Genomic DNA, 25,055 nt, shown 5'->3' with positions numbered 1-25,055 from the left:
ATTTTGTATTATTTATTATGAATAATGTTAATTAGTGGATAAAAACTTTAGTAAAAAGAGAGCAGAAGTGTACTTATTATTTTACAAGGTTACACTTTAATCACCATTATATTTATCTAAACTCAAAACAGCTTCATATGGGTCTCCTTCCAAACCAAGTTCATGAGCAAAAGCAGGTTCTGTTTTATAGCCTTGTTCTTTTAATTTAATAATTCGTTTCCTAAAATCATTTCCTTTTTCTAGCAGAATTCTATGTTCGATTAGCATATGTAGATATCCTCGTTGTTGACTTGTTGGAATATCTTGTCCAAAAATTTCTATTTCAAAGTCATCAATAAAAAAATTAGCAACAATAGCTAATGATTCTTGTGAAGTATTCTCATATATTTTAAACTTTTCATAGTTACTAAATTTTTCAATCAACAATTTTCTAAAATAGTTTTCATCTGTAAAATGGCAAATAATATCCAAATCACTATTCTCAATAGCTATGTTAATGGGAATAGTACCTATTAGTATTGGGCTAAAATCTTTTAGTGAGGATATTATTTTATTATTAGTCAAAACCTTAAATGCTTTTTTTTGCTTATTGTTACCTGAATTTAAATACACTATATCTTTAAAATCAATTTCTGTATTCATCATATTTTATATTTATTAGGTTAAACCGTTTTTTAACAAAAGTAGATACTTTTTACATTATTAATTTACCTCTTTCTGTGCTGTGAAGAAATTCTTTTTCCTCTTTGGATAATCATTAAAATATTTCTCCATTAACAAATCATCCTGACAACTGACTGACATAGAATAAAAGCGTTTCTTAGAGGCTCCAACATAATCTGTGAATCTAAATACATTGATCGTAAAATGGTATAACCTACCTCCTACAGTCTGAACTCCAGAGTATGTTATAAATGGTAACCCATTATAAATAGTAGGATCTTCATCAGTATTGGTTAACTCATATTTGTTCAGTTTAATTTTTAGGGCACGTTCTAAATCTGTTACCACTCTTAAAATTGTTTCTTCTGAATACCAATTGTAATCGTAACCATTTAAATTAAGTGATGCTGTAGAAATCCCCGCTAGTTGTCTGTCTTTTGTTACAAGCTTATTAAATGCAATTTTTTTACCGTAAAATTCTTTAATTATGGCAGCTTTTTTTGTTTTTTCGAGGTTCATTTTAATCCCGTAAAAATTCATTTGAGCTTGTGCAAAATTGACTGCAAAAAAGAGAGTAAGAAAGAAAAAGATACTTTTCATGATAATTTTTAAGCTGATTAGTTTAGTTTTTAGACATTTGATAATTGTACGTAAACAAAGTGTTTAGCATTATTATAACAAAAAAAAAGCCCCCTCATATAATGAGGAAGCTAATTAAATTGGTTAGCTAAAAGTAAGTTAGTTAATACTTTATTATACGGGTTACATGATTTCCGATTTTTAAAATATAAACACCATCAACCAAATCCTCTAATGAGATAGATTGATGTTTAACTTCTCGCTGTAATGTCTTACCAAGAAGAGTAATTAATTGAACTACTTCTCCATTTGGTACATTTTTTAAATAAATGAAATCAGTTGTTGGATTTGGATAAATTACAATCTGTTCTACATCAAAATCACTCACTACATCTGTAATGATTTCTTCTTCTGATGCCACTTGATTTGCACCAATATTCCAATTCTCTGTATTAGTTATTATGTTACCAAAGTAATCTTCGGTTCCATGATTATTTATAGCAATTCCCTTACCAATTAATGGTGAATTTGCAGCCAGAATGTAATCGGTATCAAATGCAGTTCCTGGATTAATTAGTAATGGATTGATAATTAAATCGTTATCTCCTGTTGGGAAACCAACTATAGCACCAAAATAATTATTGTGATTAAAGTCATTTTGATCTTCCTCAGTATTTACAATAAATGTACCTTCAGCTTGAACAATATTATTCTTAAACATTACTTGTACACCTTCTCCTATTTGAAAACGTGAAGTAATGTTTTCTTTTGTGTAAACTGTGTTATTGTACATAGAAATAGTTTCTGCAGAAGTAAGTTCATCCATCCATACAAAATACCCTTCATTATTAATAGACAGGTTATACCGAAAATTTAGTGCTGATAATATACCTGATGCTTTTACTACTCCACCTTTATTTTCTAAAAGGTAATTGTACTGTAAAGTTATATTTCTATTCTCATTTTTAAGTAAAAAAGCGTAGCCTTCTGTAGTACCTACAATTTCAGATTTTTCTATTATTACATCGGACGTTCCATCCATGATAATAGCACTCTCTACTGTTTCTATTCCTGATAACCTACACTCAGAAAATTTAATATTATCTGAATTCAATACTTCAATACCGTATTGGATAGTAGAAGAAGCTACTCCATTCTGAAATGAAATGTTCCTTATAGTTACATAACTTGCTTTACTTATTTTTAAAGCGGATGTATTCATACTTGCATTTAAAACTGCCTTTTCTGTTCCATATATATCAATAATGATTGGTTTCTCTACGGTACCTTTAGCAGAAATAGTTAGTTGACCATCAAAAGTAGTTCCCCCTTTAAATAAAATAGAATCTCCTGCCAATAGAGTGAGTTCATTTATCCTATCAATTGATTTAAAAGGAGTTGAAATTGATAAACCATCATTATTATCATTTCCATTTTCTACATCTAAATAATAAGCCGCACTTTCTGTTCTTTCTACCTCAACCAATTCTTGACCACCAATTGTTGGATTAATATCTTTAGGTAAAAGTGATTGCCAATAATCATAAGCACCGGCATTTTCAATAACTTCTCCAGCCGATTTTGCAGGAGAAAAATAGTCTAACTTATAATCGTCTGCTGCAGTACTACCTGGCATTTTTATAAGTGGGTCTATAAAGGCATCATTATCGCCGTAAGGCATAGCAATTACACTTTTAGCATCTTTATCTATAGGTGTAGTAGTTGGGTTACCATTTGCATCTTCTTTATAAAAGATATTATGATCAAAATCTACATCTACCTTTTCAAAGGTATTTTCGTAACTGTAATTTCTATAAATTAAGTTGGCATTTTTATGAATATGTACAATGTTATTTTTAAACATATTTTCTGTGCCATATTGTAATAAAATATACGTTGTAATTCCTTCTCCTACATAAATTGTATTATTATAAACTTGGGTATTTACAGAGCCTTCTGGATCTAAATTATTCCCCATATAGCCCCCAACCCAAAAGATAGCACCTAAATGATTACCTGTTCTCCATCCATCGTTTACAGAAATATTATAACGATAAATTGAATTCTTATTTCCTCCAAGAACTTCTACAAAGCCACCTTCATTGTCATAACTGTAATTATATTGAATAGTGATATCTTCATTTCCAATATCAATATGTGCTCCACAAGAATCTTGTTTACCTCTTGCTGATAAAAACTGATTACGTTGGATGAGCACATTTTTGCATCTTAGGGGCCAAATTCCACTTCCTCTACCAATCATTCTCGGGTCTGAAGTATCTCCGGGATGATCAACAATATTATCTTCAACAAGTAGGTTTTCCATGTGCATAGGTACAATCCCTGCCCCTCCAATATTATGAATATGGTTATTTCTAATTACAATATTTTTATTCATAGCATACTCCGGAGCAACGGTACTCCATCTACCTCCAATTATACCTCTGTAACCAATATCATAGATTTCGCAATTCTCTATAGTTACCCCGTCGATATAAGTTTCTTTATTTCCATAGGTTGTTATCTTAAAACCGTAACCTTTATAAGCAGGGTCGTTTGCTTCATCACCTGTTGGGTTGTTAGGATAGATATCATGCATTTTTAAATTAGAAAACTTAAAAAAATATTTGATTCCATCAGTACTATTACTTAGTGTTACCCCTACTCTTTCTGTTAAAGCATTGTCTTCTAAAGCAGCACCCTGATCATTTACAAGTTCTAAATCTTTTAAAATATATCCTTGTACATTAGATAACGTGATCACGGAAGTATACCCTTCTCCATTTATTTTTGCATAAGCCTCTCCACCATACTTACCAATAATAATTGGGTTTTCTGAATTACCAGATCCTTTAGGCTTTAATGTCCCGTAGATTTCAACACCAGCTTTAAAATAAAGTGCATCACCAGCTTTTAGTGTTAAAGCATTTACTTTATCTAAAGTTTTCCAAGCTGTATTTTCTGATATTCCATTATTAGAATCATTCCCATTAATTGCATCTACATAGTAGTCTGATGCAAACCCTGATATAGTAGTTAATAAGCAGAGTAGAGCCACTGTAATTATTTTTCCCATATTGTTAGTGAAGTAGTATCATGTAGTTTTTTAAAAAATAACTGTACAGAATACAGTTAACCGTATATGTGCAAACTAGTTAATAATGGTAGTTATTATCAGTATTTGATAGACCTTATTAAGTCTTTTATTGACATTAAAAAAAAACAGATCACCACAATAAATGCGATGATCTGTTTCTATAAAAAATACTTTTATGTCTAAATCCTATTCAAAAATAGCATCATAAACTTCAACAGTAGTATATTTTAAATCTACTATTGCAAATGTATTTCCCCATGTTGTTTCAATAACTTCAACAAAAATACCAAAGAATAATGAACCTGTTTCTCCTTCAGTAATTTCTCTAGAGTAAGATATTTCATCTAGGTCTTCTGTTGGTAGTACATATTCATTAGATGACATATTAGTAGCGCCATAACCAGTCGTCCAAGTACCGTTATTTTCTTCTTCTAAAGTAGTCCACTCACTAGCCACAAAACTTGACGAAGTATAAGCATCCGATACTCTAAATGATCTATTAAATTTAGAACCAGCACCCCATCCATGAGTATTGTGTAAGCCATCTTTGTACTTCACTTCCAATGTTTTAATCTCACCATGTACTCCAGCTAAAGGCACTTCTAATACAACTCCATAAATTCCTGTTGAAAATGTAGCTCCTGCTCCTTGTACTGATTTAATCCAAGGGGTAGAAGTTGGATGATCTGCATGAGCTCCAATAACTGTTGGTGCTGCCCAAGTTGGTATTATCATATCGTCAAATACTCTTCCTACCATTCCATTAAAAGGAGGATCAATATCAACAATTTCTTGGTAACCACCTGTAATTGTTTCTGTTTCAAATTCTTTTGTTACTACTTTAATAGTGTAAGCATCTGCATAAGGAAGAGGATCATTACCTGGAGAGTTGGCTACTACAGTAACAGCATACTCACCGTCAGTATAATTTTGATCTGCAGCCAATGCAATAGCACCAGTTGTTGTATTAATTGTTAGACCTTCTAAATCTGAAATGATAGAGTAAGTCTGAGCTTCATTGCCTAATTGCTCTAAATTAACCTGTAAACCTGTAAAAGCAGTCCAAGGAGATACTTCAACCGAAGTAGTCGATACACCATCTTTTGTAAAAGTCATAGCAGGCTTTTCTGCAATTGTAATCTCTAAAGTAGTATTTGGTACTACCCCAATATTTGTAACTAAAGCTACTTCTAAAGAATAAGAAGTTTCTGCTGCAAGTAAGTTTGGTCTAGAAATTTCTCCCGTTAATGAGTCAATTGTAAAACCTACATACTCTTCTGTAAATGAATATCTAAACGAAGATTGATCAGCTGCATCTAATTCAGAACCCGATAAAGTAGGTAAACCTAAAGAACCAGTTTCTAAGAAACCCAAGCTTTTTGATGTGTAAGACATTGCAATATCCAAAGGATTAACGGTTGCAATTAAAGTACTATCAAAATATTTATCTCCATATGTTGTATTCACTTTTACACCAAATTGATAAGTACCAGGTGCAATTAATACAGATTCTTTAGAAAGCTCTCCTGTTAAAGAATCTATAGAAAAACCTTCTACTGGATCATTAATTAAGGCATAAGATAAGATTTCTAAATCCGAAGTTTCTAGATCTGTAACAATTGCTTTTACAGTTTCATAAACACCTGTAAAAGATGTATTTACAGTATTTGTATACGACGGTTGCTCTAACTCTAAACCTAAGTTTACAAGATGGATTGTTGATGCAGAATCATGAACAACTGTGCCCCCTCTATAATCTGTATATACAGAAACTACGTAATCACCATATGGTAAATCTGTAACACTAAAGTTTGGTGTATCTCTAATAATTACTTCACCAGTTTTCGCATCGGTAGTAAATAAGAATTGTACCATTGCACTATCTACAATTGAAGTTGTAGCATAGTCCACTTCCTCGCCACCAATAAACACTCTTACTGGGTATTCAATACCGTAAGCTACATTTGTTGTACCTCCTGATAGCGATGGTTTCTCTGTTATTATAGTATCTGCATAGCTTGTTGTTAAGCTATTGTATGTTACATTTTGAGGCGGATTTGAAATATCCGATTCAACTCCTTCTATTATCTCTTGCTCTTTAGTACAGCTTGTAAAAGCTAAAATGAAAGCTAAGAAACTATATATATAAATATTTTTCATGATCTGAAATACTTAATGTTTTTATGATCACTCAGGTAAATAGTAGTTTACCTGAGTGAATGTAGTTTTTATTAGTAACCAGGGTTTTGCTCTGATAAAGCTTGATTATTTGCAATCTCTGATAAAGGAATTGGAAATAGCATTCCTTTATTTGTAGTATTTAACTTAACATCAATAGCTTCATTAAAGTAGATAAAGTTATTATGAGGTTCTATCACATGAGAAGTAAAATAAGCAAAGCCTCTTCTTCTTACTTCATACCAATCTTCTCCTTCGCCAACTAATTCAAATATTCTTTCTTGGAAAATTGTCTCTCTCATCTCATCTTGAGATTGACCTGGTTGTAATATTGGATCAATACCATTTCCAGACTGAACATCACCATTTGTATTTAGGTATGTAGATGTTCTTGCTCTTTCTAATACTTTTGCTAGGTAAGTTTCTGCTTTAGAAGTATTTCCTAACTCATTTTCAATTTCAGCAAGCATTAATAATAAATCTGCATATCTGAAAATGATAAATCCTTTAGGTGAATCTAAAGTAGTCTGCTCTCTATCTTTTAGCATATGCTTTGTTAATACTGCATAGCCTAATCCCATTTGGTTTGCTTTAAGATTTAATCTACCCGCATCATTTATTTTAAAATTAGTACCCCAAGGAGCAACAATAATTTCGCCTGTACTTTGATTTCTAGAAAACCCATTATAATCTCCCAAGAAGTTACCCTTAAACCTTGGATCATTTTCATGCGTATTTTGATGTCTAGCGTAAATCTCTGGGTTAACAACTATTCTACCATAATTATTTAAACCTTTTGTCCAGTTATTTGGTGTAAATAATGCTGTGTAAGAAACCTGAGCAACTTCGCTGTTAAAGTTCACTTCAAAAATACTTTCTTCTGTATGGTTACCATCTGCTCCTGCAAATAATGTTCTATAATCAGAAGTTAGCATATATTGACCTTCTACTTTAGATGTATGAGCTAAAGCACTTTGCCAGTACGTAAGTTCAGTACCAGAAGTTGTATCTGTTTCGTATTGAACACCAGAGATTAATACATCTTCTTCTCCGCTATCTTCTGCAGAAGCTAACCACATATACACTTTACCTAAAAGCATTTCGGCAGCATATTTTTTAGGATACCCTGGAGCTAAACCACCTTCAGATAAATACTCTGCAGCTAACGTTAAATCAGCAATAATCTGCGTGTAAATTTCTCCTTTAGTTGATTTACCAATATATAAGGTCTCTAAACTAGTTGGAGCTGTAATTAAAGGAACTTCACCCCAGCTTCTTACTAAATGGAAATAAGAAAAAGCACGTAAGAATAATGCATTCCCCACTACATCTATATCATAAGCAGTAGATGTTTCCTTTACTTCTATATCTACTAATAATTGATTTGCTCTATAAACCAGAGTATAGTAATTACCCCAAGAAAAATCATTCTGATTCCATGTTGGGTCGATATTTAAAGATCCAACTGTAGCTTGTAAAGATGCTTGTCTAGAATTTAAAATACCTGAATGTATTTGTCTTGTTTCATGAAACCCTTGCTTATAACCAGGAAACTCAATAAGCATAGCATACAAACCATCTAATACTGCTTTTTTTCCTTGATCTCCTGCATAGATTAACTCTTTATCTGCAAAAGGTGGTTCTTCCTTAATTGTACACGATGATAAAATTAAGAGAGGTAATAGTATATATTTTAAGATATTATTCTTTTTCATGTCAGTTGTGTTTATCAATTAGAACGATAAGTTAAAACCAAAGATGAATGTTCTTGGGTTAGGCATTGTTTGCCAGTCTACTCCTAAGATTGTACCATCGTATAGGTAAGAAGTTATTTCTGGATCGTATCCAGTATAGTTGGTGATAGTAAATAAATTTCTTCCTGTAACATATACATTAAGACCTTTAATCTTATTCATACCTAGTTTGTTTGTTGGTACATCATAAGCTAACGTTACCGTAGATAATCTTAAATAACTACCATCTTCTAATAACCTATCTGAGATTATGTTATTGTACCCCTCAGTATATCCATATCCCACTCTAGGGTTAGTTCCGTTTGGATTACTCTCTGACCAATTGTTTGTATATGTATCGTGACGAACACTGTTATTACCCCACATTGGATCTGGATAACCATAGAATGCTAAACCTGAGTTCATGATTTGATTACCATACACACCTGTAAATAATACAGATAATGATATTCCTTTGTAAGAAGCATTAATGTTCATACCATAATTAAACTTAGGGTTTGGATTACCCATTGTAGTTCTATCGTCTGCATTAATTACACCGTCACCGTTAAGGTCAATATATTTGATATCTCCAGCTACTGAAGGTTTTCCGTTTAATAACGGACTGTCTTGTGCCTCTTGTGCTGAAGAATAGATACCATCAGATTTATAACCATAGAACAAGCCTAATTGCTCACCTACAATAAATAAGTTAGCCGGTGATTTTAAAGTAAATCCTGTTGAGATATTACCACCTTGGATCATCTCTTTTGTTACCTCTTTTCCATCTTGATAGAACGTAGAGTTTGGAACACCTAAATCTGTAATAATTGTTCTGTTAAATGAGATGTTACCACCAACCAGAATTTTTAAATCGTTCTTGTCGTAAGCAACAACATTTAACGCATATTCCATACCCTTACTTTCCAAAGAACCTCTATTTGTTAGGTAAGAACCAAAACCAGTTGAGTTAGGAATTTGAACTTGCTGTAATAAATCATCCGTTTGCTTGTAATAGAAATCCGAAACCAATGTTACTTTATCATCGAAGAAACCTAAATCAATACCAACGTTAGTTTGTGCTGTCGACTCCCATGTTAAGTTAGGGTTTTCAAAGTTCATTGGATTAGCAGTCATCACTGTATTACCACCAGCATCTACATATCTTCCAGTAGTATAGTTTTGCCAAGATCTATATGGCTGTACAGATTGATTACCTGTTTCACCCCATCCTGCACGTAATTTTAAGTTTGATACTGTTTTTAAACCTTTCATCCAAGGCTCATCAGAAACATACCATGCTGTTGACAATGATGGGAAATAACCCCATTGATTATCTTCTCTAAATTTAGACGAACCATCAGCTCTTATTGAAGCTGTAATAATATATCTGTTCTTGAAAGAATAATTTGCTCTAGCCAAACCAGACAATACAGTATATTCAGTAAGATTTTTAGAGTAAGGCATTATAACTGTTTTACCCAATTGTGGGAATTCAGTTCTATACGATTGATTTGCGAAATCTGCAACACCATATACTTGATCTGATTGGTACACACCATCATAAGTAACACCAACAGTAGTATTTATTCTATGTTTCTTTTTAAATGTTCTGTTATACATCAAAAGATTATCCATAGTAAAAGATCTTCTACTTTGCTCAGATTGATTGTATGTTCCATTAGAACGATCACCTCTTGTAGTACCTGTTCCGTACCAAACTTCTCTGTTTTTCATTCTAATATCAGCACCAGCTCTAAAAGTATAGCTTAAATACTTATTGAACTTGTACTTCATGTTTAACGATAATTGAGATCTCAATTCTTCCGTCAAATCATCATTTCCTAACATACGTGTTAATGGTGTATTGTTAGTATCAGCATTGTCTGTCGTTTCATCACTAAATTGACCACCAATTAAAGGCTTTGAAAAAATTGCTTGAGTAACAATTGAAGCGTTACCACCTGCAGCTAATCCTGATTGAGATTGAGAACCATTATTATAGAATAAGTTTGATTTAATGTTGAAGTTAAACTTATCACTTACATTTCTATTATAATTAATTCTGAAATCGCCTCCAGTAGATTTAGCTACTGATTGTAAACCTTGATTATCTCTATAGTTTGCAGCAATATAATAGTTCGATTTTTTTGACCCCCCACTAAGAGTTGCTCCTGCATTATAACTTACAGCTTGCTTATAAACCTGTTCTTGCCAATTTATTGATTCAAACTTATCACCTGTATTAAAATCAGTTACTTCTTTAGTGTTAGGGTCAATGTTATATACAGGGCGCAAACCTTGGTTAAATTTCACTTCATTAATAAATGAAGCATATTCATGCCCATTTAAAACAGGAATTTCATTTTGAAAATTAGAGATTGATGTATTTGCATATATCGTAACTTTCTCATTTCCTTTCTCACCTTTTTTAGTAGTAATCAAAACTACACCATTTGCACCACGAGAACCGTAGATTGCAGTAGCAGAAGCATCTTTTAAAACTTCCATAGACTCAATATCTCTTGGGTTAATACCAGCAAGACCATTCTGAGCTCCCATAGCATATCCACCTCCGCCTTCAAAAGGACTACTCATCCCTTCGCCAGCAGTAGAAATAATTACACCATCTACAACATACAAAGGTTCGTTATTACCTCTTAATGAGTTAGTACCACGTATTTTAACTGAGGTAGCACCACCTGCACTACCATCGTTACCAATAACTTGAATACCAGACGAACGTCCTTGAAGTAGCCCATCTACAGTGTTATATTGTGTTTTTACATCAGTAGATTCTTCAATTTGAGTAAGTGCCCCTGTTAAGTCACGCTTTCTCATTTCTCCGTATCCGGTAACAACAACTTCATCTAGTTGCTCTACATTTTCTTTCAATTTTACTAAAATGCTTGTCTGTGAACCCACCGTAATGTCTTGAGGTAGCATTCCGATAAAACTAATGTGGAGAATATCTCCTTTTTTAGTTTCAATCTTAAATTGACCATCAATGTTAGTAATTGAGCCAGTACTAGTGCCTTTAATGACTACACTTACTCCAGGTAAAGGTTGCCCCGTATCATCTTTGATAAGACCATTAAGTTGGAATGCCTCTTGAGCTAGTAATTGTAGCGAACAAAAAAGTAGGGCTACAAAAAATAATAGTTTTTTCTTCATTTTGAGAATTTCATTAATTCCCTTCTACCAATACATTTTATATATCCGTCGTCAGATGAATAGTTAAATTATAATAGTAGTCGAGTGCCTGTTTAATTCATTTCAATTAAGGATCACATCAATCCTTTTCTTAGAGCCGTAAGTCTTAATTCGAAATTTTAAAACATATTAAACAATACATCTTAAACTTTAAAATTAATTAACAATTCAAATATCTCACTTTTTATTAGTGTATATAAGACACATTTCTACTGAAAGTAGTACTTATTTGACATAGTTTGTAACAATTCTGTTGACAAGTAACAAAATAAGTACAATATTTACATTACAACGACACAAAAATTGATGAAATGAGATTACTTGAAAAAAAATTAGCACCTACAAACAAGAGTTTTACTATTTACAGAAACCAGAAGCCATGTTTAGACGAACAATGGCATTTTCATAAAGAATTAGAGCTTATATACATCAATAAAGGAAACGGATTGCGTTTTATTGGTGACCATGTAGCAGAGTTTAATGAAGGGGAATTGGTTCTAGTAGGCTCAAATTTACCTCATCTTTGGAAAAACTCTCCAGAATACTACAATAATCTAGGTTTAACTACCGATTCTCTGATTCTACAGTTTGACCCTAATTTTCTTGGAGATACTTTTTTACAAATGCATGAGTCGGTTTCATTACGTAAACTATTAAGCAAAGCAAAAAACGGTATTGAATTTAGGAATGAAAAAGTAAAGAAAGAGATATTTAAACATCTTGTTGATTTACAAACTTCTCAAGGTTTTGAAAGTATGCAAACGGTACTTCAAATTCTACATAAATTATCTATAGAAGATGATATAAGTATTTTTGTTAGTAGTGGGTTTAGTGAAGATATCAATGACAAAGATTCTAAGCGATTAGATAAGGTGTATCAGTTTGTATTAGAGAACTTCCATAGGGATATACAATTGTCTGAAGTGGCAGAACTGTCTTATTTAGGCATTTCTCCTTTTTGTAGGTTTTTTAAGAAAAGAACACACAAACCGTTCTCACAATTTCTTAATGAGGTAAGAGTTGGGCACGCATGTAAACTTCTAATTACTAATGAATTATCTATTAGTCAAATTACTTATAGTTGTGGTTTCAACTCACAAACCAATTTTAATAGACAGTTTAAAAAAATAAAAAATGTAAGCCCTAGAGATTATCAAAAAATACATTTAAACAGAAATTAATACGCAATGAAATTAAGGTAAATTAATTTTTAAGATAGTAGATAAAACATTTCATAACTATTGCTGATTTAATTGTAGTATATATTTGCGGATAGAGAAATTTTGTTTTCGGTTTAAAAACAACTTTGTAAAATTATTTGATTTTAATTGGTGATATTTTTTTCAAAATGATATTAGTAATTGAAAATACTTTAAAACTCTATGAAAAAAATAATACTCGTTCTATCACTATTTACCTTTTCTATATTAAGTGTAAATGCTCAGTTAGTTTTAGTAGTTCAGGCGGTTGCCTCTTCTATAAAAACTCCTAATCAATTAGATAATGTAACTTTCTATACAAATGGCGATTCAGTTGTTGTTTCTGTAGCAAAATTGAAAAAAGAAAAAGTAACTCACTTTGATAGCGTAAAAGTGCAAACTTTATACTCTGCACAACGTGTGGCAAAAGTATATGGTGATAGTATTCAAGTTAGTGATGTTCCTGAAAATGCTCTTTATTATGAACATACTAAAAAATATAGAAATGCTAGAATGTCTACTATGTTTGCCGTATCTGGTTGGACTTTAGTATTGCTTAATCCATACTTTCTAATTGTAGCACCTCTTCCTACTATTCAGGCAATTACTAGAGATAAATCTGTAGATAAAGCTTATGTAATGAATGGTAAAGAGTGGAGAGCATTTAAAAAAGAATATAAAGCATATAGAAAATCTTTTAAAGGTAAAAAAGAAAAATCTAACGAAGAGAATGTTGGCTATGCAAAATTGTAAATTTAGTTATATACTTAAAAAGGTGATTATGAATGCTTTTAGAGCTCCATAATCACCTTTTTTGTATTAATTTGTGTTTGCTTAATGTAATTTCCAACGTTTGAACCTGTTATACATCTCTTTAGAAAGATGTCCAGAAAACAGTATACAAACAATAGTAATTATCAAAAATAAGATTGATAAAAATCTACTTTGAACTTCACTGTACATACTATCGATATTTACTATCAAAAGTAAAAACAGAAGGGTAAAAACTACAGTCAAAACTCCGAGTAGTACGGAGGAGAAGAATTGAAATTTTCTTTTCATAGGATTAGTTTGTTATTCTAAAATTCAACTACACAGAGAATGAGATGAGCGTTGAAAATTAAAAAATGTCAATTTTTTCAAGCTAGTATATTAAAGTTATAAGTAAATTATAATAGCTTACTTATATAACAAACATAAATAAAAAAAATTGTATTTAAAAATGTTATAATTTAACTTAATGTTACACAAACACACAAGCCTATCAAAATAATTACATTTTCTTACCTAAGAATACGTTTACTCCTGTTTCTTGAGGATTTCCATCAATACGTCTCCAACTAACTACCTGACCTACATGTGTTAATGCATCCGCTATTTGTCCATTTAAAAGGTACCAAAAGGGATAATTCTGTGCTGAACCCATATAATTATAGTTCTCTAAATCGTCAGGATCCATCTCTTTAAGACGCTTGCTTGTATCCCAATACAATGCTAAAGTTTCTTCTCTTAAATCTTTAAATTCTGATAATTCTTTTTTCTTGAAATTTCCACCCAAAACTTTATTTGTTCCGTAAGAAAGGTCATAAATATGACTAATTAAGCCAATCATATCTCTACTTCCTTCTACAGGACAGAATTTTAAATTTGATGAAGTTAGACCGTTTGTAGCCCAGTAATACCTAAAACCAAGCCCATCAATCATTCTTGAAATGATATTAGTTCCATTAATTTTTTCGGGTATCGGAGGTATCGCTTTAAAAGGAAGTTCTTGCATGAGTGTTTTTATTAAAATATAGGTTTAATTCTTTTTCTAGAGTTATACAGCTTAGCTTAAATTCTTTAACCAAGTTGCTAAGCGGATAAACATAAATGCTAACCAACCTAAGAACAAAACAGAAAAGATACTGTCTAAAATGCTATTACCATTAAAATTATAAGCCAAGATCGGCAATGCAATTAGAATTACAGTATATGCAATTCCATAATATAAATCTTTCATTTAATCGTTTATTATTTTCTCTACAAATATAGTAGCAGAGATTATGAATACATTAAAAATATAGTACTAATATCAATTCAAATTACTTTTTTAGTTTTTATGAATTTTATTAGATCACCAAAAACACAGTATAACTTAATATTAAAGGTTTAATACGTGACTATATTTTGCTAATTTATTAATATTATAAAGGTTAGAAGTATATCAGTTATTAAAACATAATAAATATTTACTACGTAGTTGGTAAATACATTATATTTTTAAGAAGAGCCATAAAAGAGAAAAAGCCAGTAAACATATGTCTACTAGCCTTTTGAGTATCGCTTAAATCAGAATTTTCTTATATTAAAGTAGGCTCCTGAATACCTTTAATTTCTGCCTTAATTTGAGCAAAATGTGCTTCTAATTCTAGTTCTTTTCCGGGTTGTATAAGGGCTTTATCAAATAAAGATCCACCCATTCCAACACCAACAGCTCCAACTTTAAAAAACTCACCAATATTTTTCTTATCTACTCCACCTGTAGGTAAAAGTTTGATCGTATTTAATGGTGCCATTACATCTTTTATATATCCAACTCCAAATTGTGAACAAGGAAAAACTTTAACTGCTGCTGCCCCTAAAGTCCAAGCTTTGTAAATTTCTGTAGGGGTTAACGCACCTGGAAATATTGGTAAACCTAATGCTTTGCAAGGAGCAAAAATTTCCTCGTTAATAACAGGTGTAACAATAAACTGAGCTCCTGCATCTGCTGCATTCTTGAGGTCTTCTAAAGAACAAACAGTTCCTGCTCCCACATTAATGTCTGGATAAACATTTCGCATTTCTGTTATTAAATCAGTTGCTCCTTCAGTATTCATTGTAATTTCTACTGTAGAAAAACCTGCTTTAATATATATTGGAATAATACGGTGGATTGTTTCTATTGTAACTCCACGCATAATACCAACTACTGGTGCATCATTGAATGCATCCCAAGAAAATGAATTATTTTTCATATGATTCTAAAATTTTACGCTGACCTATCAGCAGTGCTTTTTCGAGTACTTCTTCTTCTATGAAGTTTAAACGACTATTATCGTCTAAAATTTCTTCTAAAGCTAATTTATATAAGTCACCAAGTGTGCCGTTTGCTGCTACACTAATAGTAGAATCATCATTACTAAGGTAGGCCAATTCATCGCCAATCAATAACCCACTTAAGAAAAAGTAATTTTCTTGTTTCGTTGCGTTCTTCATCAAATCTTTTGCTCTAATAGAGAACAAAGAGGCCGTAAAACCAGAAGCTCCTTTTTTTACACCCTCAATAAAAGCTTTCTCAAACTTTTTAGAGTAGTCTGTTTTTTCCAACGAAGATTTTAAAATACTTTGAGAAGAAATGATCTCAAATAATTCGCCTGTCATAAATGTTTTAAAGTCATCATATGAGGCTTTTTCGTAATGTAGGTGCTTGCTATGCGTTCCTGGAAGAAGTAAAACTCCCGCTTTTTCTATTGGCAGAAATTCTGATAAGCCAACTGCTTGAATCTCTTCCCCACGCATTACATCTTCTTTAGTTTTTGCTCCTGATACTAATAATATCTGCAATTTTTTACTAAGTGATATTGATCTGCTAAAGAGGTTTTTTCCGTAGGCATCAAATGGCATTGCAGAATATCCTAACTCTCTCATACCAATTGATGAAGATGCCATACCCGAAGCTACAACAACATTTTCGCCATCAAGAGATGTTACTTCTTTTAATTGTTCTGTTAGATAATCAGAAAAAAACCTATCTTGATTTAATCGTTTTTGAGATTGAAATTCACTATAAAGCTTTTTCACTCCCTTATCAGTTTTGTGCTCATCTAGTACTTCTAAAGTGTCTGTTTTAATTAATCGAAGACGGAAATTAGAAGTACCCCAATCACAACTGATAAACTTTTCTGGTAAGCTCATCTTTAATTATATTTTTTTTGATACTCTTTTAAGTATCAAGTAGTCGTCTAAAGCATATTTAGAGCAGTCCATACTTATACCACTATTTTTAACACCTAAGTGTGGCAAATTGATATCGTATCTTACTCCATTTTGTTGTACCTCTCCAAATTCTAATTCCATAGCAACTTCATCTGCTAAATCATTATTTGCAGTAAATACATAAGAAGCCAAACCAGCATCAGAATCGTTTGCATAAGCAATTACTTCTTCTTTGGTATTAAACTTCAAGATCACACACACAGGTCCAAAAACTTCGTGTTGTAAAATTGGTGCTTTAGGGTTATCCATTACAATAACTGTTGGCTCAAAATAGCAACCAGGTCCTTCTAGTGTTTTACCACCAGCAAGTATTTTACCACCTTGTTCTACACATTGAGCTACAAATTTCTCAACAGATTTTACCTGTGCATTGTTTGCTAAAGGTCCCATATCTGGCTTGTTCTCTTTACCGAAACCAAGCTTTGTAGCTTTAGCATTTGCTACTAGTCTATCTACAAATTCTGTATAAACTCCTTCTTGAATAAACAATCGGTTTGGAGCAACACAAACTTGACCGGCATTACCTCCAAACTTAATTGCCGTTGTAATTCCTAGAGCATCCTCCATATTACCGTCTTCAAATAGAATAAATGGCGCATTACCACCACATTCCATAGAATAACGTTTGATTGAAGTTTTTACAGATTGCTCAATTAACTTTTGAGCTGTAAATGTAGAACCAATCATGGTTACTAGACGAGGAATTGTACTTTCGCACAAAGGAATACCCACATTTTGACGGTTACCAAAAAGTACGGTAATCACTCCTTTTGGGAAACCAATTTCGTGTGCTAATTCTGCAATAATTAAAGAAGAGACAGAAGATGATTCTGATGCTTTAATTACAATAGAACATCCTGCTGCCAACGCAGGCCCTAATTTAAATCCTAAATTTAATAACGGGAAGTTCCACGCTAAAAATGCTGTCACAACACCTAATGGTTGATATACCATTCTGTGCGTATGTGTTCCTGCTCTATCCTCTATTTCGAAATTCGACTTCACGCGCATTTCATCAGAATAGAACTTTAATGAATCGGTAATACTAGTGATGTCCTCTCCGGTTGCATCCCATGTTTTTCCCATTTCATTGCTTACAGCTTCACGAAGTAAATCGCTGTTTTCTAATAATTTATTTCTTAGTTTATTGATCCACTCTAAACGTTCTTCTAAAGGAAGTTTAGACCAAACTTTAAAACCTTCTTGAGCTGCATCTAAAGCTCTTTTTGTATCTTCTAAAGTTGCTAAGGCTACTTCTGCAATAGGCTCATTATCATGAGGACATGTCACAAAAGAAGTTTCATTAGCAGAACCTTCAACTAACTCTCCGTTGATATAAAGTTTTTTCTTACCAAACTTCAACGCTTTCTTTTCTTCGATTATCGCTTGCATATTTTTCTAAGTAATCTTGATTCACATCTACACCTAAACCAGGTGTTGTAGGTATTAATATTTTTCCATTTTCCACTTTCACATCAGAGAAAGTTACATTATCTCTAAGTGGGTTTTCGGTTCTATCCAACTCTATCATTGGTGCTTCTCCAAACATTCTGCCTGGGTTTTTATCTAAATTTGCCACAAAATGTACTGCCGCACTAATTGCAATCCATGTACCCCAAGAGTGTGGCACAATATCTTTATGATAAGTAGATGCAAGAGTAGCAATGCGTTTTGCTTCTGTTAAACCACCCGAAGCACAAATATCTGGTTGTGCAATATCCACAGCGTCAGCATCAAAAAGACGTTTGAAACCGTGTTTTAAATATTCGCACTCACCTCCAGCAATTGGAATATCAGTATTATCTCTAAGCCTTTTATAGCCATTATAATCTTCTGGAGAAACAGGTTCTTCAAACCAACCTATATTGTATTCTTTCAATCTATTACAAAGTTCTAAAGCTTCTCTGTAATTATAAGCATGGTTAGAATCGATCATTAATTTAATATCAGGTCCTAAAGCCTTACTTAATAAATCAACATAAAAAACATCTTTTTCGATCCCTAAACCTACCTTCATTTTGGCAGCTTTAAAACCTAATTTTTTGTATAGTTTTGCTTCTTTTACTAAATCTGCCTCCAATGTTGGCGACTGCGTAAAATAAAATCCTGTAGCATAAGGATGAATAACAGGGTTTTTCACTCCGCCTAGTAAAACGGATACAGGTTGCTTAAAAAGTTTCCCTTTAATATCCCATAAGGCAACATCTATTGCACTTACTGCTGCTTGGAAAATACCGCTACGCCCATAATCAAGAGAACGCATATACATTGTCTGCCAAATTTCTTCGTGCTCTAATGCATTTTTTCCGATAATAAATGGTTTAAAAAACTCAATTCCAGCTTTTAAAACATCAGCCGGACCGTAGCCTTCGCCCCATCCATACGTACCATCTTCTAAAGTTATTTTCACTAAGCAAATTTTTCTAGAAGCATACTCCCACTGAGAAAAGTAGAAAGGTTCTTCGAGTTGCTGCGAAATAACATAAGGTTTAATTTCTTTAATTTTCATGACATAATTTTTGTTTGTAAATCGCTTGTTGGTCGGGTAAGAAGTCGTTTTTGTTAATAATTTGCGTAACCTAGAATACAAACAGCTACAATTAAAACTGCTAATCCACCTAGTAGAATATTAAAAGGTCCTTTTGCACCTTTCCATTCTCCAGATCTGTATCCCCACACGTTACTAATAATAAGTGCTAATCCTAATAAAATTGGCCATCCAATTACAGGACCTAAATTTCCCATTAATGCTGCTCCTTGTCCGTAAACACCAAGTGCTGCAAACCAGAATAAACCTGCTAAAATTGACCATTTATATGCGTTGCCGCTATTGGCCACCTGAAACGATGACCAAGAATTATTTTGAACTAATTTAAATACAGCGTAACCACCATTCATTGCAAATGCGCCTAGCAATACGACTACCCAAGCTACTAAACTTGCATCTTTTGGGTCTGCTCCAAAATTAGCAACCGCAGATGCTGCAACAGGTGCTGCATTAGAGAATCCTACATTTAAAAAAGCAGATAGAACACCACATGCTGTAGCAATCATTACACCTGTTTTTATAGATTTTTTAGGTGTTTCTACCTTAGGAGCAACAGCCACTAAAACATCACCATCCTCTTCTTCTTCACTGTCCTCTTGAGTTGCATTCTGAACACTATCTCTTTTCACTCCAGCAACTGCTGTAATACCTACTCCTACTAATAGAAGTGCTACACCTGCTAAAACAATACTTATATTATCTGGTAATTGTTCCATCTGAAATAATGGAATTAATGATCCCATTGAGGCTGCAAGTCCCATTACAATACCATATGTAATTGATATACCAGTATACTCAACACTAATACCAAATAAGATTCCACCAATACCCCAAAGAAATCCATAAAGCATAGCCATTGTTAATACCGAAGGATCTGTTCCTGCAATAATTTCAAATGTTTCTGGAACAACAATTAACGACCATACAATAGGGAAAGCAATCATTGCTACAAACGAATGTACTAACCACCAGTTTTCCCATTTTAAAGGCGCTATATGTTTCATTCCCAAACCAAAAGTCCCTTGGAAAAAGCTTGCGAATACAATTAATGTTATTGCTAAAAAATCCATAGTCTATTTATATTAAAAAATTTATAATCAAATATGACACTTATTATTAGTGTTTATTTTACATATTTAAACCACTACAAACACTATTTTGACTTCATATCATTTTTGGGTGCTTTATATGATCAAAATAAGAGTCAAAGTCTTGGTTCAACAATGTGTTATTGTTTTACGCCAACTCTAGTTTTATACAAAGTCTCTGATGTATATTTTACTGCATTGGTCAGTTTATCAAAAGGTTGATCTGTGATATCTACTAATCCAATTCTATAATTTTCTCCATCTTTTCTACCTGTTGTTAATTGATCTACCCACTGAAACCAATGTGCTCCAATTATTTTCTCATGCTCCATTGCTCCTTTCATATAAGCCTTGTAAAGATCTGCTTGATGTTCATCAGAAGTTGCATTTTGCAAACCATCTCCCCAAACACCTTTACTAGCAACTCCAAAATGAAACTCTCCGATAATGACAGGTTTATCAGCAATAAATAAGGGCTTAAAGTCAGAAACGGAATACCTATAAATATTAAAACTAACTACATCACAATATTTTGCAGCTGCCTCTTGTACAATACTATTATTTTCCATAATCTGACCATGAATTCTACTTCCCAGATACAAGTGTCCTGGCATATATTCCTCAACCAACTCTTTTGATAATCTGTAGAAAGTTTCTGCATGATGACGTAAAAAATCTTGAATATCTGTTTTAAAGGTATCATTATACTTGTTAATACTTCTTGCTTTTATAGTTTCAAAAGAGCTGAAAGAACTCCCCCATGCTTTATTTAAATTATTGATTGAAGAGTACTTCTTTTTCAAGACCTTCAGCATCTCCTTTTTAGCAGCAACAGAATTTGGTGAATTTAAAACAGCTAAAGGAACTGTATGATGTGTCTTACCCCAGTGAATTTCGTTCTGAACAAAAACACCTAAATTCCATTCATCTCCTTTATATTTATTGGCCATCATTTTTAACCTACGGCTAAGGTCTTCTCTAAATTCTTCTGAAAATGGATCAGGAACTTTATCTGCTTTCCCAAAATTGACAACATTAGGATGTACTATTAAGGTATAAGGCATTTTCTGTCCTTTTGTAACTTGCGACCATGCTCCGTATGTATTCATTCCCCAAGTGTGCATTCTACCTAAAGAGACTTTTTGGTGAGTTTCCTTCCAATCTAAACCATATTTTCTAATGAGGTTTCTAGTATGAAAATCAATTCCTTTCCATGTTTCAGCCTCTTTTAATAAACTACCAATATCACTAGATAATTCATTTTCTGATAAAGTAGGAAAAAGTTCTTCTCTATCTTTTGTAGGTGTTGCAGAACCTCCATTCACGCCTGTAACACCTATAGACCAAAAAAGGAAACCTTCAGGGTCTATAAAAAACCATTTATCATTATATTTTTCAACATAAAAGTGTCCCGTTGCACCAAACTGTGGTCCATTTAACCACCCTCCATATTTATTAAATTCAGCATTATCATACCCTTTACCAATAAATTTATGTAGGTCATGTTTTCCATGTTTTGTCAATTCCTCAGTGTTAAGTACTTTACTCTCCCAAGTATCAGAAATAAATTGCCCCATATTATCTACGACAGGAAGAGGTAGATCATATTGAGGATGTTTACCAAATTCATAAGTATCTATTCCATAAGGAACTTTCATCTTAATTGTCTCCGTTCTTGTAGATGATTTCTCCCAAGCTATTTTTACAGAAATAAATGTTGTTTTTTTAAGATCAAAAGCATCCCATCTTGGATGCATATCATAAGGGTACATTTTTAAATTTCCCAAAGTAGTTACCCATGTATCTTGCTTATCAAGGTTAGGACGCATAAGAATTACCTTTCCTATTTTGTGCTCTCCAGCACTTAATAAATACCTTGATTGTTGTTTTTTATAAGTTACTGTTCCTCTAACCGTAATAAAATAATCTATATCTGCTTTTGATACGTTATCTATTTCAATAGCTAAATTTTTATAATCACTTAAATCTAGAAAACATTTTGCATAATTTATCTTCAATGTAATTTCTCCTTTCTTTCCAGATAAAGGAATTTCCAACCAATCATTATTTTGAAAGTCGCAGCCATTTTTCTGTATTACATTACTATTATTTCCTTGACCAATAGTAGAAGTTTGGAGACCAAAAAATAAGAGAAATATAAAATATACGATAGTAATATTCTTCATTGAATTCTGTAGTAATAGTTAAACTGAATAATGTATTTTGTTATTAGTAATCACTTAGGCAAAGTACGAAAGCTAAAAGTGTGTTTTGAACATTAAATGAACTTATATAAGCACATATTTGACTCAAAAGGGTAAATAGTCTATTTCAAAAGGTATAAAAGTGAAATTTAGATAAAAAAAACATCCATTTTTCTAAAAGTCACTTAAAAAAAATGGATGTCTATTATGTTGGAAGAATTACTCTTTTTTAAAAACAAAAACTATAAAAACAGTTACTTTAATAAGGTAATTTCTTTCCTGTTTAATAATTCAAAAAAACATCTTGCTGTAGCTCGTACATCGTTCAATGCATCATGGGCTCCATCAAAGTTTTCTTTAAATAAAATCTGATGTAGTTCTTCTAATTTAGGCCATTTATATTTTCCATAATTACCTGGTATTTTACAGAAATCAACAGTTAAATCTTTAGTACAATATTTATTTGTTTTATGTCGAGTAAACTGATTATAACGAATCATTTCTGCTCCTAAAACATTATGATCATAACTTAAATTATGAGCAATAATATGTTGGCTTTTTTCAATATCCTGAATAAACTCTTGTATAGCATTGGGCATGGGTATTCCTTCTTTCTCATTTTGTTCGGTAGAATAACCATGATCAATCCAAAATTTTTCTTTTGGTACAACCCATCCATCAGGTAGAATCAACTGGGCATATTCTTTTACTAATTCTTGATTAGTATTATAAAGTTGATACCCTAGCTGAATTACTCTTGGCCAATTATCAACTTCCGTCATAGGTGCTTTCCAATTTTTAGGTAAGCCTGTTGTTTCCGTATCAAAAAATAAATACATATAATTATTAGTTTATTTGTACCTCAATTAAAGAATTAAAATGGAGAAAAAGCATTCTATTTGATACAATTTTAACGATATATTGTTCTATAATAAGTTAAAAGTGAAATATTAGTCAAGAATGATATATATACAACCAAAATAATCGTAAATTACACTTCCGCTTTTAGTTAAGAAGATGGCTAAATGAGGAGTTTATAATTTATAAAATATCTTTCATCCCCATATCTCTAATATTTAACAATATGGAAATCACTCTAGATTCGAAAAGTTACACACTACTCTTTGACACAGATAAAGAGTTACATACAAATCGTCAATACCTAGCGTCGTCTAATGGTAAGGTATATTCTAGATTATCTCTTTATAGTTATGATGTAGGAGAAAGTTTACCTGAGGGTGGAACTGTTGTTGCAATTATTGACTATTCTACAATGAATAAATTTGTTGAAGAAGAAATTGCAAAGCTTCCTAAAAGAACTAGAAAGAAAAAAGCTGAATAAAGATAAACATCTTAATGATGTCTATAGAATAGCATTTCAATTAATTGAGATGCTATTTTTTTATTCAAGAAGTTATATTTACGTAGAAATAGAGGAATGATTGAATGAAAGAAAAACTTCAACTTTTAAAAAGAAATCAGATAGATACCTCGCTTTGGAACACATGTGTTGAAGAGTCTGTACAGTCTATTGTATTTGCTTTTTCTTGGTACCTTGATATTACATCCCCTGATTGGTGGGCAGTAATTATTCAAAAAAATGAAAAATATGTATGGGTGATGCCTCTCCCTGTTAAGAAAAAACAAGGTTTCCATTTTATCAAGATGCCACTTTTCACACATGAACTTGGCTACTTCTCCTCATTACAAAATGCAGATGATTATACTTCTACAGCTCTTCAAATTATCAAAAATGAGATTCCTTATTGCATCGACTATACTTTCAATTCTAAAAATAAGGTAGATACTACTATCTATGTTGAAGATATTAATGTTTCTTTAACAAAATCTTGGGAAGATCTTTATTCTCTATTTTCTAAAAATAAAAAGAGAAATATTAGAAGAGGAATTAATAGAAATAATGAACTAATTGAACTTAAAGAGATCGACACTTTCTTAGATATTTTTGAAAAAAACACAGCCAAGAGAATCGGTAATATTGATATCCATTTTATAAAAGAACAATTAAAGCAATTATATCAAGTACTCTATAAACATAATGTTATTTCTATTTTTGCAACTGCAACTGATAATAATTACGAGTCTGTTTCTATATTTATTAAACATAAAAACCATTTTCAATATCTATTAAATACGGCTACAGAAGGTTCTAGATCAAAAAATTCAAGAAATTATATTTTAAGTGAATTCATTAAATCAAATTTAAATAAAGCTACTGCATTACATTTTGGTACTTATGTAAACTTGTCGGAAATAGATATTCATTATAAAAATCAACTACGTCCTTACTTTGAAGGTTTTACTAAAGATAGAATCTTATTGCCTGCATTAAAATGGAATAATTTACCATGGTATATTAATTTTATACATCTTTCTAAAAAGTTCGTATTTAAACAAATTTCTAAAATCGGTTTCTAACAAATTTAAACCTAATACATAGAAACATTCTTAAGCTATTCTACTACCTAGACAGAACATTATTACGATAGAAACGTTTGTTTAGATAACGAAA

19 protein-coding genes are annotated in these 25,055 nt (G+C 32.0%); 4 read left to right on the top strand and 15 right to left on the bottom strand.

Annotation, left to right across the window (positions count from 1 at the left end):
* Positions 1 to 96: 96 nt before the first annotated feature.
* The 6 genes from KM029_RS22855 to KM029_RS22830 form a co-directional block, all read right to left on the bottom strand.
* On the bottom strand, positions 97 to 645 hold the full coding sequence (locus tag KM029_RS22855; protein ID WP_240050356.1) for a DUF4269 domain-containing protein: 549 nt from the start codon (positions 643 to 645) through the stop codon (positions 97 to 99).
* A gap of 57 nt (positions 646 to 702) precedes the next feature.
* Positions 703 to 1,263, bottom strand: coding sequence for a hypothetical protein (locus KM029_RS22850; RefSeq protein WP_144076122.1), 561 nt, complete (start codon positions 1,261 to 1,263; stop codon positions 703 to 705).
* Between the two features lie 142 nt (positions 1,264 to 1,405).
* Positions 1,406 to 4,318: a right-handed parallel beta-helix repeat-containing protein gene (locus KM029_RS22845; RefSeq protein ID WP_144076121.1), complete on the bottom strand. Its 2,913-nt coding sequence runs from the start codon at positions 4,316 to 4,318 to the stop codon at positions 1,406 to 1,408.
* Positions 4,319 to 4,525: 207 nt separating this feature from the next.
* Positions 4,526 to 6,499 carry a hypothetical protein gene (locus KM029_RS22840; RefSeq protein ID WP_144076120.1) on the bottom strand — a complete coding sequence of 658 codons (1,974 nt, stop codon included), beginning with the start codon at positions 6,497 to 6,499 and terminating at the stop codon, positions 4,526 to 4,528.
* A gap of 71 nt (positions 6,500 to 6,570) precedes the next feature.
* Positions 6,571 to 8,232, bottom strand: coding sequence for a RagB/SusD family nutrient uptake outer membrane protein (locus tag KM029_RS22835; RefSeq protein WP_144076119.1), 1,662 nt, complete (start codon positions 8,230 to 8,232; stop codon positions 6,571 to 6,573).
* Between the two features lie 18 nt (positions 8,233 to 8,250).
* Positions 8,251 to 11,424 (bottom strand): SusC/RagA family TonB-linked outer membrane protein, encoded by a 3,174-nt coding sequence (locus tag KM029_RS22830; RefSeq protein WP_144076118.1) that lies wholly within the window; start codon positions 11,422 to 11,424, stop codon positions 8,251 to 8,253.
* A gap of 350 nt (positions 11,425 to 11,774) precedes the next feature.
* Here KM029_RS22830 and KM029_RS22825 point away from each other — a divergent pair, with 350 nt between their 5' ends.
* Both KM029_RS22825 and KM029_RS22820 read left to right on the top strand, forming a co-directional pair.
* Positions 11,775 to 12,644 carry an AraC family transcriptional regulator gene (locus tag KM029_RS22825; RefSeq protein WP_144076117.1) on the top strand — a complete coding sequence of 290 codons (870 nt, stop codon included), beginning with the start codon at positions 11,775 to 11,777 and terminating at the stop codon, positions 12,642 to 12,644.
* A gap of 201 nt (positions 12,645 to 12,845) precedes the next feature.
* Positions 12,846 to 13,415, top strand: coding sequence for a hypothetical protein (locus KM029_RS22820; protein WP_144076116.1), 570 nt, complete (start codon positions 12,846 to 12,848; stop codon positions 13,413 to 13,415).
* Between the two features lie 520 nt (positions 13,416 to 13,935).
* Here KM029_RS22820 and KM029_RS22815 read toward each other — a convergent pair.
* The 9 genes from KM029_RS22815 to KM029_RS22775 all read right to left on the bottom strand — a co-directional run bounded on the left by KM029_RS22815 (position 13,936) and on the right by KM029_RS22775 (position 23,361).
* Positions 13,936 to 14,439: a hypothetical protein gene (locus KM029_RS22815; RefSeq protein ID WP_144076115.1), complete on the bottom strand. Its 504-nt coding sequence runs from the start codon at positions 14,437 to 14,439 to the stop codon at positions 13,936 to 13,938.
* A gap of 51 nt (positions 14,440 to 14,490) precedes the next feature.
* Entirely contained in the window at positions 14,491 to 14,664 is a 174-nt protein-coding gene (locus KM029_RS22810) for a hypothetical protein (RefSeq protein WP_158631191.1), read from the bottom strand.
* A gap of 340 nt (positions 14,665 to 15,004) precedes the next feature.
* Positions 15,005 to 15,661 carry a bifunctional 4-hydroxy-2-oxoglutarate aldolase/2-dehydro-3-deoxy-phosphogluconate aldolase gene (locus KM029_RS22805; RefSeq protein WP_144076114.1) on the bottom strand — a complete coding sequence of 219 codons (657 nt, stop codon included), beginning with the start codon at positions 15,659 to 15,661 and terminating at the stop codon, positions 15,005 to 15,007.
* Positions 15,651 to 16,601 (bottom strand): 2-dehydro-3-deoxygalactonokinase, encoded by a 951-nt coding sequence (locus KM029_RS22800; protein ID WP_144076113.1) that lies wholly within the window; start codon positions 16,599 to 16,601, stop codon positions 15,651 to 15,653. Before KM029_RS22800 ends, KM029_RS22805 begins: the two co-directional genes overlap by 11 nt.
* A 6-nt stretch (positions 16,602 to 16,607) precedes the next feature.
* Complete coding sequence (locus KM029_RS22795) at positions 16,608 to 18,074, bottom strand: aldehyde dehydrogenase family protein (protein ID WP_144076112.1); 1,467 nt, start codon at positions 18,072 to 18,074, stop codon at positions 16,608 to 16,610.
* On the bottom strand, positions 18,031 to 19,191 hold the full coding sequence (locus KM029_RS22790; RefSeq protein WP_144076111.1) for a mandelate racemase/muconate lactonizing enzyme family protein: 1,161 nt from the start codon (positions 19,189 to 19,191) through the stop codon (positions 18,031 to 18,033). Before KM029_RS22790 ends, KM029_RS22795 begins: the two co-directional genes overlap by 44 nt.
* A 53-nt stretch (positions 19,192 to 19,244) precedes the next feature.
* Positions 19,245 to 20,300 (bottom strand): L-rhamnose/proton symporter RhaT, encoded by a 1,056-nt coding sequence (locus KM029_RS22785; RefSeq protein WP_144076110.1) that lies wholly within the window; start codon positions 20,298 to 20,300, stop codon positions 19,245 to 19,247.
* 158 nt (positions 20,301 to 20,458) lie between these two features.
* On the bottom strand, positions 20,459 to 22,504 hold the full coding sequence (locus KM029_RS22780) for a beta-galactosidase (protein ID WP_144076109.1): 2,046 nt from the start codon (positions 22,502 to 22,504) through the stop codon (positions 20,459 to 20,461).
* A gap of 272 nt (positions 22,505 to 22,776) precedes the next feature.
* Positions 22,777 to 23,361, bottom strand: a complete 585-nt coding sequence (locus KM029_RS22775) for a 3'-5' exonuclease (protein ID WP_144076108.1) — start codon at positions 23,359 to 23,361, stop codon at positions 22,777 to 22,779.
* A gap of 245 nt (positions 23,362 to 23,606) precedes the next feature.
* On the opposite strand from KM029_RS22775, the gene KM029_RS22770 reads away from it, so the two are divergent.
* Together KM029_RS22770 and KM029_RS22765 are read left to right on the top strand one after the other, a co-directional pair.
* Positions 23,607 to 23,864 (top strand): hypothetical protein, encoded by a 258-nt coding sequence (locus KM029_RS22770; protein WP_144076107.1) that lies wholly within the window; start codon positions 23,607 to 23,609, stop codon positions 23,862 to 23,864.
* A gap of 104 nt (positions 23,865 to 23,968) precedes the next feature.
* Positions 23,969 to 24,961 carry a hypothetical protein gene (locus KM029_RS22765; protein WP_144076106.1) on the top strand — a complete coding sequence of 331 codons (993 nt, stop codon included), beginning with the start codon at positions 23,969 to 23,971 and terminating at the stop codon, positions 24,959 to 24,961.
* Positions 24,962 to 25,055 lie beyond the last annotated feature (94 nt).

It is taken from the genome of Flammeovirga kamogawensis (assembly GCF_018736065.1).
Lineage (GTDB): Bacteria > Bacteroidota > Bacteroidia > Cytophagales > Flammeovirgaceae > Flammeovirga > Flammeovirga kamogawensis.
This window is presented reverse-complemented; position numbering and strand designations above follow the sequence as displayed.